Below are 15568 nucleotides of genomic sequence, written 5' to 3'. Positions count from 1 at the left end.
AACAATAATAGGAATAGGAATTATTATCAATGTCACAAGCAACCAGAAAGTGGGAGAAAGACCCAGATGCATCTCTTTATTATGTATTTGATTTTGCACAAAAAACAAATAAAACAGGGTATGGCGAGGACTATTTAATTCAGGGTGAACAGCTATCAAGTTTTGAGATTGAAACTCATCCAGATTTAGTAATCGATGAGTCCTCCTTAACCGCCGATAACACTCAATTATTATTACTGGTGAGCGGGGGATATTCAGGAAATACCTATAACATAACATGCAGAATAAATACGACCTTCGGGCAAACCGATGATTTTACTAAGCAAATTGTGATTAGAGAAAAATAATGGATAAGCCCCCCTGTCCATTATCTCCCGTAGACGTCAACGACAGAGATTGGAAAATTAAAATGATAGAAGACGATATTGTTTCAATTAAAAGTGAAATTGCCAAGAATAATGTCATGTTGGAAGAAGTTCATGAAAAGATTGTGAAAGGGGGAACTTTCCTTAACGGATTCAAATATGGCGGAATCACCATGCTAACAGTGGTTATCATTTTCTTCCTCGGGTTAATTTCTCTTTTAACAGGTAAAATTTCATTTTCAGACTTTTTAAAAATAGTAGGGTGAAATTTTATCATAATCTAGTCCCTAATTTCCTTGCAAAATCAATACATTCATCAATATAATCCGCCCATTTTTGCATCATGACTCTCCTCTCATCTAGCATATGCGTCCTTTCATATGCTCTACCTAGTGGGTTTGTTGTCTTGTGTCCCAATTGCATTTCGATTAAATAATTCGGGATTTTCAAGTTTTCTTCTAATACAGTTCTGGCAACCGCCCTGAATCCATGCGGCACATGTACATCCTTATAGCCGATAGTGTACATGTATCCTTTTAACGTATTGATAGATATATGTTTTCTTCTATTACTTCTGTGGGGAAAAACATATTCACTTGATATATCTTTTTCCTTTAACATCAATAATATATTGATGGCTTGATCGGCTAATGGTGTAACAATTTTAGTGTCGGTTTTCGTTGATGTGAACCGCCAGACCTTTTCTTGTAAGTCAATATCCACCCATTTCATTTGGCATAATTCCATTGGGCGGCAAAATATCATGGCAAGCATGTATAAAGCTTTTTTTGTCATATCAGCCCCATTTTTATATTCTTTAATATCAATTAGCAATTGCCCGATCGCCATTTTCCGTTTTCTAAAATTATGGTATTTGTCGATAATGCACGGATGATGATTGTTTTTAGCAACTGGCAAGGCTTCGTTTATTCCTTCGATTGGTGAGTATTTTATTATGCCAATGATTTTTGCATACCGGAAGACCGACTGGATCAAGGATAAAACCCGTCTTGCTACTTGGGGCGAATCGACCTTTCTGCACAATGCGATAACTTCTTGAGTGTCGATATCTTGAATTTTTTTATTGCCCAATTTAGGGAGAATATGAAGCTCCAATCTCCTTTTCAAATCGTTTCTGGTTTTCTCGCCAATATTTTTATGTTGCAGCCATTCTTGGGCAATCGACGAGAAAAAGTTCCCGCCTTTAGCTTCTATCTTTTCTTTTTTCCTTTCTTTAGATGGGTCAATCCCTTGAGCCAGTAGTCTTAATACATCATCTCGTTTCGCTCTGGCATCGAAGATACTTACATGTGGATACTTCCCCAAAGATAGAATTTTTTGCGTGCCATTGAAGGAGAATCTGCACCTCCAAAGTTTAGCTGTCCTCGTCAATAGCAAGTGTAAATTTGGCGAATCTGTTAACATTTCGTCTTTGTCATTCCATTTTAACTCTTTGATTTTTTTATCGGTCAACATCTCAAATAGTCCTTTTTTAGTATATAAATTTGACACCAGAAAATATATACTATACCATATACTAAAAGTAAGCAATAAAGACGTTATTTAGTACATTTTGAGAGACAATAAACTCTAAATATACTATATAAATCAATTACTTATTTTTTTTAAACGCTACCCCTGAAGGGTTGTCAGACGCGTCAGCGGCAGTTCGCCATGACCAAAATCCGGGTCGGCAGATGTCCAGTTTAATACGCCTTGCAAGCAGCCTTGAATCGTCAACGTGACTGAGCCCCATATCTTTGAGGAAGCAGCGCCATCATTCCAATGGGCTGGAGGACGCCCCCCCGTGAACGTAAGCAACTCGGATTTGATCTGGTTTCCTTCAACCACACCTTCACCTATCAGCCAGAGTGGCGCCCCGTTACGAGAATAGGTATACCAGCTTACCAGCGCACGTCCGTTATTAAGTATTTCTAGCTGCACACCATGCGCCGGTTGATCAGGGTTGAACCAGAAACCACTCAGCCCAGCCCGGATACTGGGCAGATTCACAGGAATAGGCTGCGCTGCGACATTCATGCTCATCAGCAAATAAGTACTTATGATAAGAGCGGAGGATAGATAAAATTTCAACATGGAGTACTCCTTTTCTGTGCCTGAAAGCAACGTATCAAACTGAATACATAGGGTTAAAATATGCTACTCAAAAAACGCTCAGCTTGACCCAGTTATCCTTATGGTCATAGATCACTCGGCAAGGCCGCTGTCGGTTGCACCTCGGCAAGCCGCACGGCACGACGTAGTTGCCACGCAAATGTCATCCGATTGAAAGCCCAGAATGGTGAAAGAGGCAATCCCGCTTCTCTCAATGAATGGGCAGCATATTGATGGCAGGTATGAAATAGGTGGTAAGCTTGCCTAGCAGTGAAAAACTGTGCCTCCCCGGAACTCGCAACCGCTTCATGATTTTGTATGGTAGCAGCCAAATGGCGACGCAACCGACGATAACCTTGCTCACTCAACTTGAAGACAAAGAGATCGGAAGGTGGCTGCGGCGTACGCTCCGCCCATAGCCGATCGAATTGCCCGACCTCGACCACGCCTTCGGTTGGCCATAAGAGCGCTCGCACGGCACCGGTCACACCTCTGCGCCCTTCCAAATACCAAGCACGCTCCGCATAACCCCACTCTTCATAGTATGTCGGTTGAGTCCCTATACTTGAATGATCACGAAGCGTGGACAGTTGTGAAGGCGGATGCGCCTGCTGCTCGGCCCATTCGGTTTTTTTCTTATCCAAAGGAAAAGCGATCATCGCGTGCCAAGTATCGAGCGAAACATAAATTGTGCGTATATGAGTATCGGCAGCAGGTGGCCACAGTTTCTCAACAGGCAACGCACAAGCCGAGAGCAATACCATCAAAGGAAATACTGCAATAGCGCAGACAAAACGTCTCATTGCAATAAATGATCTATCTATCAAGGACATAAAATAGGCTATCGCATTCATTTCACATAATTTTCTCAAAATTTTCCAGTTGAAGCCAGGATGATAAATCGCTTGCGTAGCCAACAACACTAAGCTAAACCAGTACCTGCACCTTGATTTAATTGCCAAAAATTGAGAGGGTTTCTTCATATTCTGTTACGCTGTCAGCACGGTGCATCGCTCAGGAGAACTCACATGCGTCTTAAAATTACCCTAGACCACTGTATAACCCCAATCATCAAGTATATGCTAGGTCTGTTACTTTTATCCGGTTGTGCCAGTTTTCAAATCACGATACCCGATTCCGACCCCATCCAGCTTCACGGCCAACAGGAAGAATATGCCAAAGAAACCATGCATGCGTTCTTTTGGGGTCTTATACTCGATCCTCAGATATTGTCCGCAGAATGCAAGGGTCAGGGAATAAACGATGTCGTTATCGATCGCACACTGATTCATGATTTAGCAGGGGTTGTCACCCTCGGCATTTGGATACCAACAAAAGTTCGCTACCGCTGCAAGGCACCGACAACCCGAGGCGGTTTGCTGCCTGTCATGCCTGCGAATAGCGAATAAAATACTCACCGATAAAAGGATGAAAAATGGCTACTCCACGTCGTTTCTTCAGACCGAAAACCACTCCTGAAACAGGGCGTCATGATGCCTATCGGCAAAAACTCGAAGGAGAATACGCATTTGACCCAGATACAGGCAATCTATCCCCCTTCGAAACCTATAACGCAGCAACCCAAGAATTGCAAGCCATCCTCCGGGACTGCAAGGAAAAAGGTAAATCGTTGCGCGCCCGCGGCAGCCTATGGTCACTCAGCAAGGTTGCAGTTACCGATGGATACCTGATCGATACCAAGGCCCTCCGGTTGGCATTCGAAGTGCCTAAAGCCCTTACCAACCCGTCATACCCTGGTGATAGCCACCTCCTTCGCTTTGTTGAATGCGGTAATTCAGTTGCTGCACTCAATGATTACTTATTCTCGGCAGGTCTTTCCATCAAAGGATGCGGGTCCAACAATGGCCAGACTGTTGCCGGTGCGATCTCCACCGGCACACATGGCGGTGGCTACCGATTTGGTGCGATGCAAGATATGGTTGTCGGGCTACATCTGATTACGGGTGCAGATAAACACGTCTATCTGGAACGCAACGCTATGCCCGTCATGCAGCCAGCATTCGCGCAGAGCATCGGCGCTGATTTGATAAGGGATGATACGTTGTTCAATGCAGCATTGGTAAGTTTCGGCTCATTCGGAATCATCCACGGCATGATGATCGAGACGCGTGCATTGTTTGCACTGAATGCCGTCCGTTTTAGATTTCCTTACCGAGAGTCGCTCAAATCGGCGATCACCACGTGCGATCCGCAACAAATTCCCTTACCGGCCACAGCCCAAGCTATGCCTCAAAGCCAACCTTACCACTTCGAAGTTTTTTTTAATCCTAATGAAGGGACACCCCCTGAAGATGCAATCGTACTCTTGATGTTTGAAGCACCCTACGACGCAAACAGCTATATACCCCCTAGTTGGCATGGTGGCGAATCAGGTTTGAGTGCATCAGGCCTCAATGTCATGGGCGCACTGGTCGGGAAAATACCCGATCCTCTCAACCGACTGGCCGTCCCATTTCTTAATGATCAAGTCAAAGAGGAATTCTCTCCTTATTTCAAACACGGCATCATACGCGACTTATTCAGGGGTGAGAAAACCTTGGGGAAAACACTTGCCTGCGGTGTAGGTATGCCGGTTCCACGCGCAATAGAAGCTATCGATATTGCATTTAACGTTTATCAGGACGCCAAGGTGATCCTACCAGTGATTCTCTCGTTTCGTTTTGTAAAAGGCACCCAGGCATTGCTCGGGTTTACGCGCTTCGACCCGACAGCGGTGCTTGAAATGGATGCTGTCAACACGCCACAGACACGTGCTTACTTCAGTCAAGTACTGCATGCGTTGGATAAAGCAGGCATCCCTTTTACCTTGCACTGGGGCAAATACAATGATTTTCTGACTGCTGAGGGGCTTCGTGCATGTTATGGTGAAACCGCAATCGATCAGTGGGTTTCGAGCCGAGAGACATTGCTCGATGATCCAGCCGTGCGACAGATGTTTACCAATACATTTGTAGCTAGATTGGGGCTCGCTACTTAGCTCTTTGATCAATATGGAGGAATTACCTAATGTTTGCTGCTAAATCTCTTCTTGTTATCGGTATTTTTTACCTTTGCTCAATACTACCTGTCACCCTCCATGCTGAAACAAGCCAAAACGGCACTTGGACGACTGCAGCACCCGCGCCTACGCAACGAACAGAAGTAGCCGCCGCAGCGCTTGAAGGCAAAGTTTATGTGGTTGGGGGTTTTAGTAAACCCTCTCTCCAAAATGCACTAAAATTTGCCATTAGCAGTGATATGGAAGTTTACGATCCCACTACCAATACATGGTCAATCGATACACCGCTTCCAGAAGGACGGCACCACGCAGGTATCGCTTCTCTCGATGGATTCTTGTATGTAATTGGTGGTTTTACCAAGGCCTTCTTATCCATATGGCATGCTGTCCCTACCGTTTATCAATATAACCCTTCTTCGAAAACATGGCGCGAAATGGCACCTATGCCGACAGCGCGTGGAGCACTCGGGGTTGCCGTTTATCAGAATCGAATCTATGCCATCGGTGGATACGATGGCAAACATAATTCCGCAGCCGTGGAGATCTTTGATCCAGAAAAAAATACGTGGACAACTGCGGCCCCAATGCCAACCCCACGGGACCATTTGGCTGCAGCAACAGTAAATTCTCGTATTTACGCCATCGGCGGCCGACCTGAGTTGGACTATCATCAGAACATGAGTACAGTCGAGGAGTATGATCCCCATACCAATCAATGGCAGCCGCGTTCGGACATGCCCACCGCACGAAGCGGCATCACCGCTAGCGTGATCGGCGATCGGATTTATGTTTTAGGCGGAGAATCCGGAGAAGGTACATTTGCTACGAATGAGGCCTACACCCCTGCTAATGATCGTTGGCAAGTTATGGCACCCATGCCGACAGCTCGCCATGGGCTCGGTTCCGCAGTCGTCAATGAACGCTTGTATGTAATCGGTGGCGGGCCAACACCAGGTGGTTCATTCAGCCAAGTAAACGAAGTTTTTACACCACCTAAAAGTGCCACTCTAAAGGAATAAAAGACGATTTGGAGCTATTTTAGTGATCTCTGTCAGAAAATATAGCCAATTTACTCGAATTTCACCCTACGGGAGCTTACTTTTGCCGTAGTATAATGCCTCAATCAAAAAAGCTTATTTGTTAGATTTTGGAGAGATGAATGGATATATTAACCGTAGTGTTTAGTTTTATTGCTGGTGCTGCAATAGGTGTTGTAATCGCACATTCATGGAATACACACGTAGCTCAAGAAGCAATCTCAAAATTAAAAAATCTATTTGATCGATTGTGGCAGGAACACACCCCACTTCTGAGCGAAATTAAACGGGATATGGATAACCCAGACTACCAATTCCAGAGAGAATTCTATGTCATCAAGAAAAATCAGCGTTTCAGCCTAAGTCTTCCTAGGCCTTGTCTTGTTTATTACCTTGACGAACACAACGATTTAGAAAATCAGTTAAGAAATTTAGAAGCGCATGGCTTCGTCATTAATGTGACCGACCCCAACAAAGATAAGTTTGCTAGATATGTACTCAGTGAAAAATTTGTTGAGTTGCTGCGCAACAAGCAAGTCTAAAATTCAGTAAATACTCCACTGCCTACCCATCAGTGGAGTATGCTTGTTGAAACTATCTTTGTTTCACTATTTATATTTACTTCGGATATCGATATCCATAAAGCTGTTTAGGAAGAAGCGACTCTAAAACACTAAAAATAGTGGTAGTAATATTTTATTTAGCTAATTGTTTTTCCCGAATTTCTTCGAGAGTTTTACAATCAATACAGAGTGAGGCAGTGGGACGTGCTTCCAGTCGTTTCAAGCCGATCTCGACACCGCAATTCTCACAATACCCATATTCCCCGGCATCTATTTTTGCAAGCGTTTCATCGATTTTTTTGATGAGTTTGCGCTCACGATCCCGGTTACGCAACTCTAGCGTCATATCAGATTCCTGGCTCGCTCTGTCATTTGGATCGGCAAAAACAGTCGCTTCCTCTTGCATCATATGGACCGCCCGATCAATATCCTGCCCTAGCCCGATTCTGAGATCCTCTAGAATCTTACGAAAATAAGCGAGCTGCTCATCGCTCATGTAAGGCTCATCTTTTTTTGGTTTGTAAGAAACAACTGATTTACGTAAATCTTGTTGCATTCTGAATGCTCCCGTCTTTAATTCCTAGCGATAGTCAAACTAGCAGGAATAACAGAAAAAATAATTTATAGCAAGTATGCCCTATAAGACCACTGAAATCCTTAGATTGCTGATTGATAGAACAGATTGAGTGGCGCCTCATTATATACAGAAACAATCTGGATTTTTGCTGATTTTTATATGAAAGATGTCTATTCACGGCTGTTTCATCAAATCAATGCAGCAGGCCCAGTAAGCTCTAAAACGGAAGCTAAAATAATCTCATTTGATCAGAAATCAGCTATCAGAAAAGAGAGTGCTGATTATATCGCTTGGGTGACGATAACGAAACTTCACTGCTTATTTTTATAAATACTCCTTTCATTCTCGGCAAAAAGCAGGGGGTTGATAAAATCATCTAAGGCGCATCGATGTTCATTATTCCCTATCCAATTATCCCCCAATATACCTTGTTGAATCTCACTGCGGAATCTGATTTAACTCTGCTTTATCACCCGCCTATACACGTTTTCAACGCATTCTGTCATATGAATTGGCACTAACTTAGTTGTTGGATGCAATTGCTGGAATACGCGAAAAACTTGATCGGCAAATGCTTGACCGATTTCCTTGACACCATCGAAATCCAGGATTACTACTTTAAATTGATCAAAACGCATGGTTAGCCGTTTACCTTGCGAACGTGATACCAACTGCTCTCCTTCGTGCTGAGCTAGCCTTACGGGCACAATCGTTTTGGCGAATGCCGGTTCGCCTGCAACCGCAAATTGATCGAACACAGACTGCAAATTACGTGTGCTATTATTTACCAGCCGCATCAATATTTTTGTACCAGGTCCGCCTTTAATACCCTCCAGCAGCATATCAACCCCCATATCACAATGCATGAAATTGAGCTTGTCGCAGTAAATATTGAAATCGTCCATAACTTTGGATACGAAGAAGATGCCATCCCCAGTATGATGGACTGGATCCGTTGTTAATTTTCCTTTTGCTATTTCCAGGATAGCATCGCGAGGATCAAATAAATTGAGTGCGCGTTGGATCTTTGAGAAAATACCTTCGCCATTGTCCACCACATAAACTGTCGTATTCAGTGCATCTCGCAACAATACCACCATCACTTCCTTTGCTTGTGAATGATCAATGGCGTTATTCACGATTTCGGTCGTCGCATAATGCCAAATATCACGTACGTTGGCAGGCAAATCCTGTACAGAGGGAGCGATGACTTCACGCCAAACTCTATCTTCGTGCAAATTGCTTCGTGCGTAGATACGGCGTAAATGCACGAGCGGTACCAGTTGATAACATATTCCACGACCTGCCCCTGACGCAGTGATAACACCTTCACGTTTCAACTTGGTAAGCCAGGCACTGGCAGATTGGCGCGTTACATGATGCAAGTCAGCTAATCGCGCTGCGACATTGGATTTATCCTGGGCGATGGCCGCAAGAACGGTATGACGAATATCTGGAGTCATGGTATATACAGAATAAATGTAAAGAGAATGAAAAATAATTGTAAAGCAAACAAACCGAATCGTAAAGAAATCAATAAACTATCTTCCTTTTCTATGACATCTTTCTATCGACAATTTGCACAAAATAAAACCAGCATTCGATCAAATCGCACTGTTTTTCTAAAATAATCAGGTACACTACAGTAATAAAAATAGTTATCTGTTCACAAGTTTAGCTATGAATGACTCTGTTATTGATTTGATACGTCACGGTGAACCAGTAGGCGGTCGTCGTTATCGAGGTCACAATATTGATGATCCACTCAGCGAAAAAGGCTGGGCACAAATGTGGAAAGCAGTGGGAGAATATAAAGTATGGCAACAGATTGTCACCTCCCCTCTTCAGCGCTGCCAGGCATTTGCATATGCATTGGGGAAACATCACAATATCCCGGTCACTACCGAGCCAAGGTTTAAAGAAGTTGGTTTCGGCTCGTGGGAAGGCATGAGTCACGATGAAATCCAAATCGATCGATCGGACGAATATCAGGCTTTTTTGAGAGACCCGGTCCATCACCGACCACAAGGCGCAGAGAATCTCGATGATTTTATCAATCGAGTCAGCGCTGCTTATGCCGAAACCATTGAACGCTACCAATCTAAGCACTGCCTGATCGTTACCCATGCAGGCGTAATTCGCGCTGTCATCGCAAAAATCGTTCAAGCAGCGCCGACGGGTCTCTATCGCATCAAAATTAATAATGGCGGTATAACGCGTATTCGCCACACGGCCATGGGTGGAATACTCGAATTATTGAATGGAAGATTATCGGACTGAAAAACAACGAAAATAATGATTGCGTTATCGTACTTAAGTCCCTGCCTGGATAAATACGATTGATCGAATCGGAAGATCGATGGAATTACTATCCTTGAGCTTAAGCAATATCGATAAAATTTTCGTAGTAATATAACTTCAGTCATTTTGACTAGCACGAGTGATCAGTTTTTAGCGTGCATCTATAAAGGAGCTACCATGAAACATCACAAATACCTCATTGTGGGCGGTGGGATGGCTGCCGACTCAGCTATTCACGGTATCCGCAAAATCGACCCAAGTGGTGCTATCGCCGTCATCTGTGAAGAATTACATCCTCCCTATGATCGCCCCCCTCTCTCCAAATCATTATGGAAAGACGCCCAATTTGAATCGATTTGGCGCAGCCAGCATAACCTTGATATTGCTATACATATAGGTAAAAAAATAGTCAATCTTGACCCGGCAAGAAAAACCGCAACCGATAACGCTGGGAATAGCTATACCTATGAAAAACTTTTACTTGCAACTGGTGGATCAGTTCGACGATTGTCCAATGCAGACGAAAATGTAATCTATTTTAGAACGGTGGACGATTACCGGAATTTACGCCAATTATGCGAACATGGTTCAGATTTCGTAGTCATCGGCGGTGGCTTCATAGGCTCAGAGATCGCTGCTGCGCTTGCCATGAATAATAAGCGCGTTACCATGCTATTTCCTGAATCGGGGATTGGCGCACGCGTTTATCCTCGACCACTGTCAGAATACTTGAATAGCTACTATCAGGAGAAAGGCATCACCCTCCATGCTGCTGACACTGTTAGATCTATACAGAGATCGGGTAAAAAGTTTGTTGTAACTACTGAAAACGGTAAAGTAATATCTGTCGATGGCGTCGTAGCAGGATTGGGTATCCAACCCAACACTGACCTTGCCGCACAAGCTGGTCTAGAAATAGATAATGGCATTGTCGTCGACGAATTGCTGCGTACGAGTAACCCTGATATTTTTGCAGCAGGTGATGTGGCAAATTTCTATAGTACACTCCTGGAGAAACGCATGCGTGTTGAACATGAGGACAACGCAAATACCATGGGAGAGATTGCTGGCATGAATATGGCTGGTCAAAAGCATCCCTACCACCATCAACCTTTTTTCTACTCTGACTTATTCGATTTAGGATATGAAGCCATTGGCGAGCTCGATACTAACCTCGAAATTGTTGAAGATTGGCAAGAACCCTTCCGCACAGGGGTGGTTTACTATTTGCGGGAGCGTCGGGTACGTGGCGTGCTTCTGTGGAATACCTGGAATAAACTTGAAGCTGCCACTGAGTTGATTGCTGAAAAAAATGAACATACCCCTGCAACATTGCTTGGTCGTATCAGAAATTAAACGCGCGTCATTAGACCGAGGCAGACATTCATGGTTAACAGCTAACGGCTGTTAGCTATCTTAAAATTGTGGCGTGTAATTTTTTTAGGTAATCAAACGATCGCCCGTATTCGGATCGAATAAATGCAACTTATCAATATTAAACCCAAGGGTTACCGTATCCCCTTTTTTGACGATAGTAGAGGTAGCATCCAATCGGGCGATCACCTCGAGCATATCACCCTGCTTTTTTTCTAGGCCAACATCCCGCACTAATATCGACATATCTGGCCAGAAATCAATCTTCAACCGAATATAAACGAGCAATTCGGCACCTAGCCACTCGACTCTATCTACTTGAGCATCAAACGCAATCAGCTGCTCACTCCGATCATTTTCATTCGATAACACGTAAAAATCTTCAGGACGGATCCCAACGATCACATAGTCCAATGGCTTAGAGAAATCAGTATGCCCAGGGATTGCTGTTTGTAGACCAAGTGGCTCAAAACATAATTGATCGTCTTTGATACGTGCAGGAAAAAAATTCATGGCAGGTGAACCCATAAAGCCCGCGACGAACAGATTGCATGGCTGTTGGTATAACTCAAAAGGTGTGCCGATTTGTTGAATAACCCCTTTATTTAAGATGGCCAGGCGATCGCCCAATGTCATGGCTTCGGTTTGATCGTGGGTAACATAGAGAGTGGTCGTCCCCAAACGCTTATGTAAGCGAGCAAGTTCGATGCGCATTTGATTCCGTAATCGAGCATCGAGATTGGATAATGGCTCGTCAAGCAAGAAAACCTCGGGATTACGTACAATTGCTCGCCCTATGGCCACACGCTGACGCTGGCCGCCCGATAAAATACGCGGTTTACTGTCGAGTAAAAGGCTCAGTTCCAAGATCGCAGCAGTTTCCTCTACACGCCTAATTATTTCAGGCTTAGGGACTTTTGCCATGATTAACGGAAACGCGATATTCTCCCGTACGCTCATATGTGGATAGAGCGCATAGCTCTGAAAAACCAGCGCCATGTTGCGGTCCTTCGGGTCCAAATGATTAATCATTTGGCCATTGACGCGAATCTCACCGCTGCTGGTTTCTTCCAAGCCGACGATCATGTGGAGAAGGGTCGATTTGCCACAGCCAGAAGGCCCTACCAAAATAAAAAATTCACCATCAGCAATAGTAAAGCTCGCATCTTTTATCGCTACAGTTCCGTCAGAAAACTGCTTAGTAACCTTATCCAGTTCGACGCTTGCCATATGTCGGCGACTTTCAACCTTTCACTGCACCCGAGGTGAGGCCAGCGACGATGCGTCGTTGAAAAATTAGCACCATGATCATGACTGGCAAAGTAATGACCACAGAGGCTGCCGCAATAGAACCAATGGGTAATTCAAAACGGGAACTCCCTGTAAAAAATGCAATGGCAGCAGGTACCGTTCGCGCATTATTGGTAGAGGTCAGTGAAATGGCAAATAAAAAATCGTTCCAAGCAAATATAAATACCAGTATTGCTGTTGTAAAAACAGCCGGCGCAGCAAGTGGGACCATTACCCATATAAAGCTTTGTAGTGGTGTTGCCCCATCGATACGGGCTGCCTTATCGAGATCCCAGGGAATTTCGCGAAAAAAGGCAGCTAATATCCATATTGCCAGCGGCAAAGTAAAAGTCATATAGGGCAGGATGAGACCCAGCCAAGTATCGAATAGCCCCGTTGCACGCCATAAGTTGAATAACGGCCCGATAATGGCGATCGGTGGAAACATGGCGGTAGCCAACACACAAGCAAGAAGCAGCCGTTGACCGGGAAACGTCAATCGGACAATAGCGTAGGCAGCGAACATTCCAACGATGACAGCCAGAAAAGTGGAGATAGCCGCTATTGCTAACGAATTCCATAATGCTGCAGGGAACTGCACATCCAAAAATATAGCTTGGTAATGTTCGAAGCTAATCGTTTGAGGAAAAAAGTGCCGATCATTCAGATCGCCACTTCGCTTCAATGACAAAGACACGATCCATAATACCGGCACGATGGCATAAGCTATCACAATGAGGTTGCCTGTTCCCCAGAAAATTCGCTCCATGATCCTGTTCCTATTCATGAATCGATCTCCCCTCGTCTGCCGGTCGGTGTGCCAAAGCCTTTGATAAACACAATCGAAATGATGAGTACACCGACAAAGATCAGCACAGATACCGCTGAACCCAAACCCAGATTGAGACTTACCAAAAGTGTGTTATAGCCCACCATGGAGACGGTTTCGGTATTCTGCGCACCGCGAGTCAGTATAAATACCGTATCAAAAATACGAAATGCATCTAGCGTGCGAAACAAGACTGCCACCAGGATAACGGGTTTCATGGTGGGCACGACAATTTTTATAAAACGTTGCCAGGCATTCGCACCGTCTACGCGTGCAGCTTGAATCAATTCGTGAGGAACCAGTGTTAAACCTGCCATCAGCAGCAACGCCATAAATGGCGTTGTTTTCCAAACTTCGGTCAGGATAATCACGAGAAAAGCAGACCCGCGTTGCGTCAGCCAAGCCTGCTCCCTATCCAGCAGCGCATCGATAAAGCCGGTGGTGGGATCAAAAGCGAATTTCCAGGCCATGGCTGCTACGACCGTAATCATCGCATACGGAATAAGCATCGCGGCCCGTACAGCACGTCGCCAGAACAGCGTATGGTGCATGATCAATGCGAGGATAAACCCTAACAGCAATTCAATGGAAACTGAGCCAATGGTAAGAATGAGCGTGTTGCCCAATGCCTGCCACCATACTTCCGAGGTTAGAATACTGACATAATTATCCAGACCAACAAAAACGCGCTGCTCGGGGAAACGCAAATCATAGCGAAATAGCGATAACCACACCGCATATAAGATTGGGTAGACGATAACACCAATCAGCACTGTTACTGCCGGTGCACATAACAACCAAGCTAATCGCCGTTCGTTGCGCTGCCGTAGATTCAAAGCAAACCCTCTGAGTTGAGCGCGCGCGTGATAGCATCGCGTAGCCGAACAACATCTCTTTGAGGATCTATCGCACGCATCGGATGCAAAATGCGGCTGATGGCCAAAGAGACATCATTGTAGAGCGGTGTTTGCGGACGGAGTACAGCATCGCGCAAGGTACTGTGCAACACATCGGCAAAAGGAAAAATCTCACGTACCTTGGGATCATCGTACAACGCCGCAATGGTGGGCGGCAATCCGCCCAATTCGGCAGCCCTCTGTTGGTGCCGTACTGAAGCAATACATGCCGCGGCTTGGAAAGCTAACTCAGGATGGAGCGAATATGCACTCACTGCGAGGTTGATTCCGCCAATTGCAAAGCGACTAGGCTTGCCCTCAATTACCGCAGGCCAGCGCGCCCAGCCTATGTGTTCGGCTATTTCTGGGGTGTTTTCCTGAGCACTCGGCCAGACAAACGTATAGTTAACCATAAAACTGGCATTGCCGGATTCGAACGCAAGGCGCGTCTGATCCTCACGCGCAGTAGCCAGATTCCTGTCTGCTGCAACCGAATTAGCTAAGCGTGCCATGACAGAAAGAGCGAATAGAGTTGGCTCTTGTGCTAGCGAAATTCGTGTACCACTCTCATCCAGCACAGAACCTCCCGCCGAGGCTAGCAATGAAATAAAGAATACCGTCAACCCTTCATAGCGTTCGCCTTGCGCCTGAATAATTCCGGTCTTGCCCAGTGTTTCAGCGAGATGAATCATTTCATCCCAGGTCTCAGGAGCAGTATTGATTCTGTCGGTGCGATACCACAGTAACTGAGCATTGGTGGTAAAAGGCGCGCCCCATAACTGATTTTGATAAGTTGCACTTTGTAACGGTGCTGCAAGACGGCCTGCTTTTGCTTGTTCGGCTACATGACCAGTCCAGGGTAAAATCCATTTTGCTTGCGCAAATTCTGCTGTCCAAATCACATCCATACCTATGATATCAATAGCCGTATCTCCCGCAGCCAGCCTGCGCACCAACTGTTCTCGCTGTTGATCGGTATCGGCAGGTAGCGGAATCAGTTCTACTTGATAAGCCCCTTGTGAAGCTTCCGAGCACTGTCGAGCCGCCATGGAAAATGCACCGGATGGTTCATTGAAAACATACCAATTAAGCAAGGGTATAGCCTCACCCTTCTGGCGGCTGCAACCACTCGATAACATGCCCCCTATGATCGCCAAAACTAAAATTAATCGAACCTTGGTCAACAATTTCATTCTCCAGGG

Annotated in this window: 17 protein-coding genes; 8 read left to right on the top strand and 9 right to left on the bottom strand. The window is 45.0% G+C overall.

Features of this window, described 5'->3' with window-relative positions:
- Window positions 1–29 precede the first annotated feature (29 nt).
- Window positions 30–347, top strand: coding sequence for a phage fiber-tail adaptor protein (locus tag C8R30_RS00700; RefSeq protein WP_107789274.1), 318 nt, complete (start codon window positions 30–32; stop codon window positions 345–347).
- Window positions 347–631: a hypothetical protein gene (locus C8R30_RS00695; protein ID WP_107789273.1), complete on the top strand. Its 285-nt coding sequence runs from the start codon at window positions 347–349 to the stop codon at window positions 629–631. The genes C8R30_RS00700 and C8R30_RS00695 overlap by 1 nt, the downstream gene beginning before the upstream one ends.
- Before the next feature lie 7 nt (window positions 632–638).
- Here C8R30_RS00695 and C8R30_RS00690 read toward each other — a convergent pair whose 3' ends face one another.
- From C8R30_RS00690 to C8R30_RS00680, 3 genes are all read right to left on the bottom strand, one after another.
- A complete protein-coding gene (locus C8R30_RS00690) occupies window positions 639–1841 on the bottom strand; it encodes a tyrosine-type recombinase/integrase (RefSeq protein WP_107789272.1) in 1203 nt (400 codons plus the stop codon).
- A gap of 156 nt (window positions 1842–1997) precedes the next feature.
- Window positions 1998–2462: a hypothetical protein gene (locus C8R30_RS00685; protein ID WP_107789271.1), complete on the bottom strand. Its 465-nt coding sequence runs from the start codon at window positions 2460–2462 to the stop codon at window positions 1998–2000.
- A 104-nt stretch (window positions 2463–2566) separates the two neighbouring features.
- Window positions 2567–3283: a DUF2459 domain-containing protein gene (locus C8R30_RS00680; RefSeq protein ID WP_181258672.1), complete on the bottom strand. Its 717-nt coding sequence runs from the start codon at window positions 3281–3283 to the stop codon at window positions 2567–2569.
- 225 nt (window positions 3284–3508) lie between these two features.
- On the opposite strand from C8R30_RS00680, the gene C8R30_RS00675 reads away from it, so the two are divergent.
- From C8R30_RS00675 to C8R30_RS00660, 4 genes are all read left to right on the top strand, one after another.
- Entirely contained in the window at window positions 3509–3889 is a 381-nt protein-coding gene (locus C8R30_RS00675) for a Bor/Iss family lipoprotein (protein ID WP_090666042.1), read from the top strand.
- 26 nt (window positions 3890–3915) lie between these two features.
- Complete coding sequence (locus C8R30_RS00670; protein ID WP_107789269.1) at window positions 3916–5478, top strand: FAD-binding protein; 1563 nt, start codon at window positions 3916–3918, stop codon at window positions 5476–5478.
- A 29-nt stretch (window positions 5479–5507) separates the two neighbouring features.
- A complete protein-coding gene (locus tag C8R30_RS00665; RefSeq protein ID WP_090666037.1) occupies window positions 5508–6518 on the top strand; it encodes a Kelch repeat-containing protein in 1011 nt (336 codons plus the stop codon).
- A 140-nt stretch (window positions 6519–6658) separates the two neighbouring features.
- Entirely contained in the window at window positions 6659–7078 is a 420-nt protein-coding gene (locus C8R30_RS00660) for a hypothetical protein (protein WP_090666036.1), read from the top strand.
- A gap of 154 nt (window positions 7079–7232) precedes the next feature.
- On the opposite strand, the gene dksA is transcribed toward C8R30_RS00660, so the two are convergent.
- Complete coding sequence (gene dksA, locus C8R30_RS00655; RefSeq protein WP_090666034.1) at window positions 7233–7655, bottom strand: RNA polymerase-binding protein DksA; 423 nt, start codon at window positions 7653–7655, stop codon at window positions 7233–7235.
- A 476-nt stretch (window positions 7656–8131) separates the two neighbouring features.
- Entirely contained in the window at window positions 8132–9139 is a 1008-nt protein-coding gene (locus C8R30_RS00645; RefSeq protein ID WP_107789267.1) for an STAS-like domain-containing protein, read from the bottom strand.
- A gap of 217 nt (window positions 9140–9356) precedes the next feature.
- On the opposite strand from C8R30_RS00645, the gene C8R30_RS00640 reads away from it, so the two are divergent.
- Window positions 9357–9956: a histidine phosphatase family protein gene (locus tag C8R30_RS00640; protein ID WP_090666029.1), complete on the top strand. Its 600-nt coding sequence runs from the start codon at window positions 9357–9359 to the stop codon at window positions 9954–9956.
- 198 nt (window positions 9957–10154) lie between these two features.
- Window positions 10155–11333: an NAD(P)/FAD-dependent oxidoreductase gene (locus C8R30_RS00635; RefSeq protein ID WP_107789266.1), complete on the top strand. Its 1179-nt coding sequence runs from the start codon at window positions 10155–10157 to the stop codon at window positions 11331–11333.
- 84 nt (window positions 11334–11417) lie between these two features.
- Here the strand turns inward: C8R30_RS00635 and C8R30_RS00630 are convergent, their stop codons facing one another.
- From C8R30_RS00630 to C8R30_RS00615, 4 genes are read right to left on the bottom strand one after another with little or no spacing between them, the layout of a single operon-like run.
- The gene (locus C8R30_RS00630; RefSeq protein WP_107783652.1) at window positions 11418–12581 is read right to left on the bottom strand and encodes an ABC transporter ATP-binding protein; all 1164 of its coding nucleotides are present in this window, start codon (window positions 12579–12581) and stop codon (window positions 11418–11420) included.
- 13 nt (window positions 12582–12594) lie between these two features.
- On the bottom strand, window positions 12595–13410 hold the full coding sequence (locus C8R30_RS00625; RefSeq protein ID WP_204799221.1) for a carbohydrate ABC transporter permease: 816 nt from the start codon (window positions 13408–13410) through the stop codon (window positions 12595–12597).
- Window positions 13411–13424: 14 nt separating this feature from the next.
- Complete coding sequence (locus C8R30_RS00620) at window positions 13425–14306, bottom strand: carbohydrate ABC transporter permease (RefSeq protein ID WP_090666022.1); 882 nt, start codon at window positions 14304–14306, stop codon at window positions 13425–13427.
- On the bottom strand, window positions 14303–15553 hold the full coding sequence (locus C8R30_RS00615; protein ID WP_204799223.1) for an ABC transporter substrate-binding protein: 1251 nt from the start codon (window positions 15551–15553) through the stop codon (window positions 14303–14305). Before C8R30_RS00615 ends, C8R30_RS00620 begins: the two co-directional genes overlap by 4 nt.
- Window positions 15554–15568 lie beyond the last annotated feature (15 nt).

The organism is Nitrosomonas nitrosa, assembly GCF_003051105.1.
Taxonomy (GTDB): Bacteria; Pseudomonadota; Gammaproteobacteria; order Burkholderiales; family Nitrosomonadaceae; genus Nitrosomonas; species Nitrosomonas nitrosa.
This window is presented reverse-complemented; position numbering and strand designations above follow the sequence as displayed.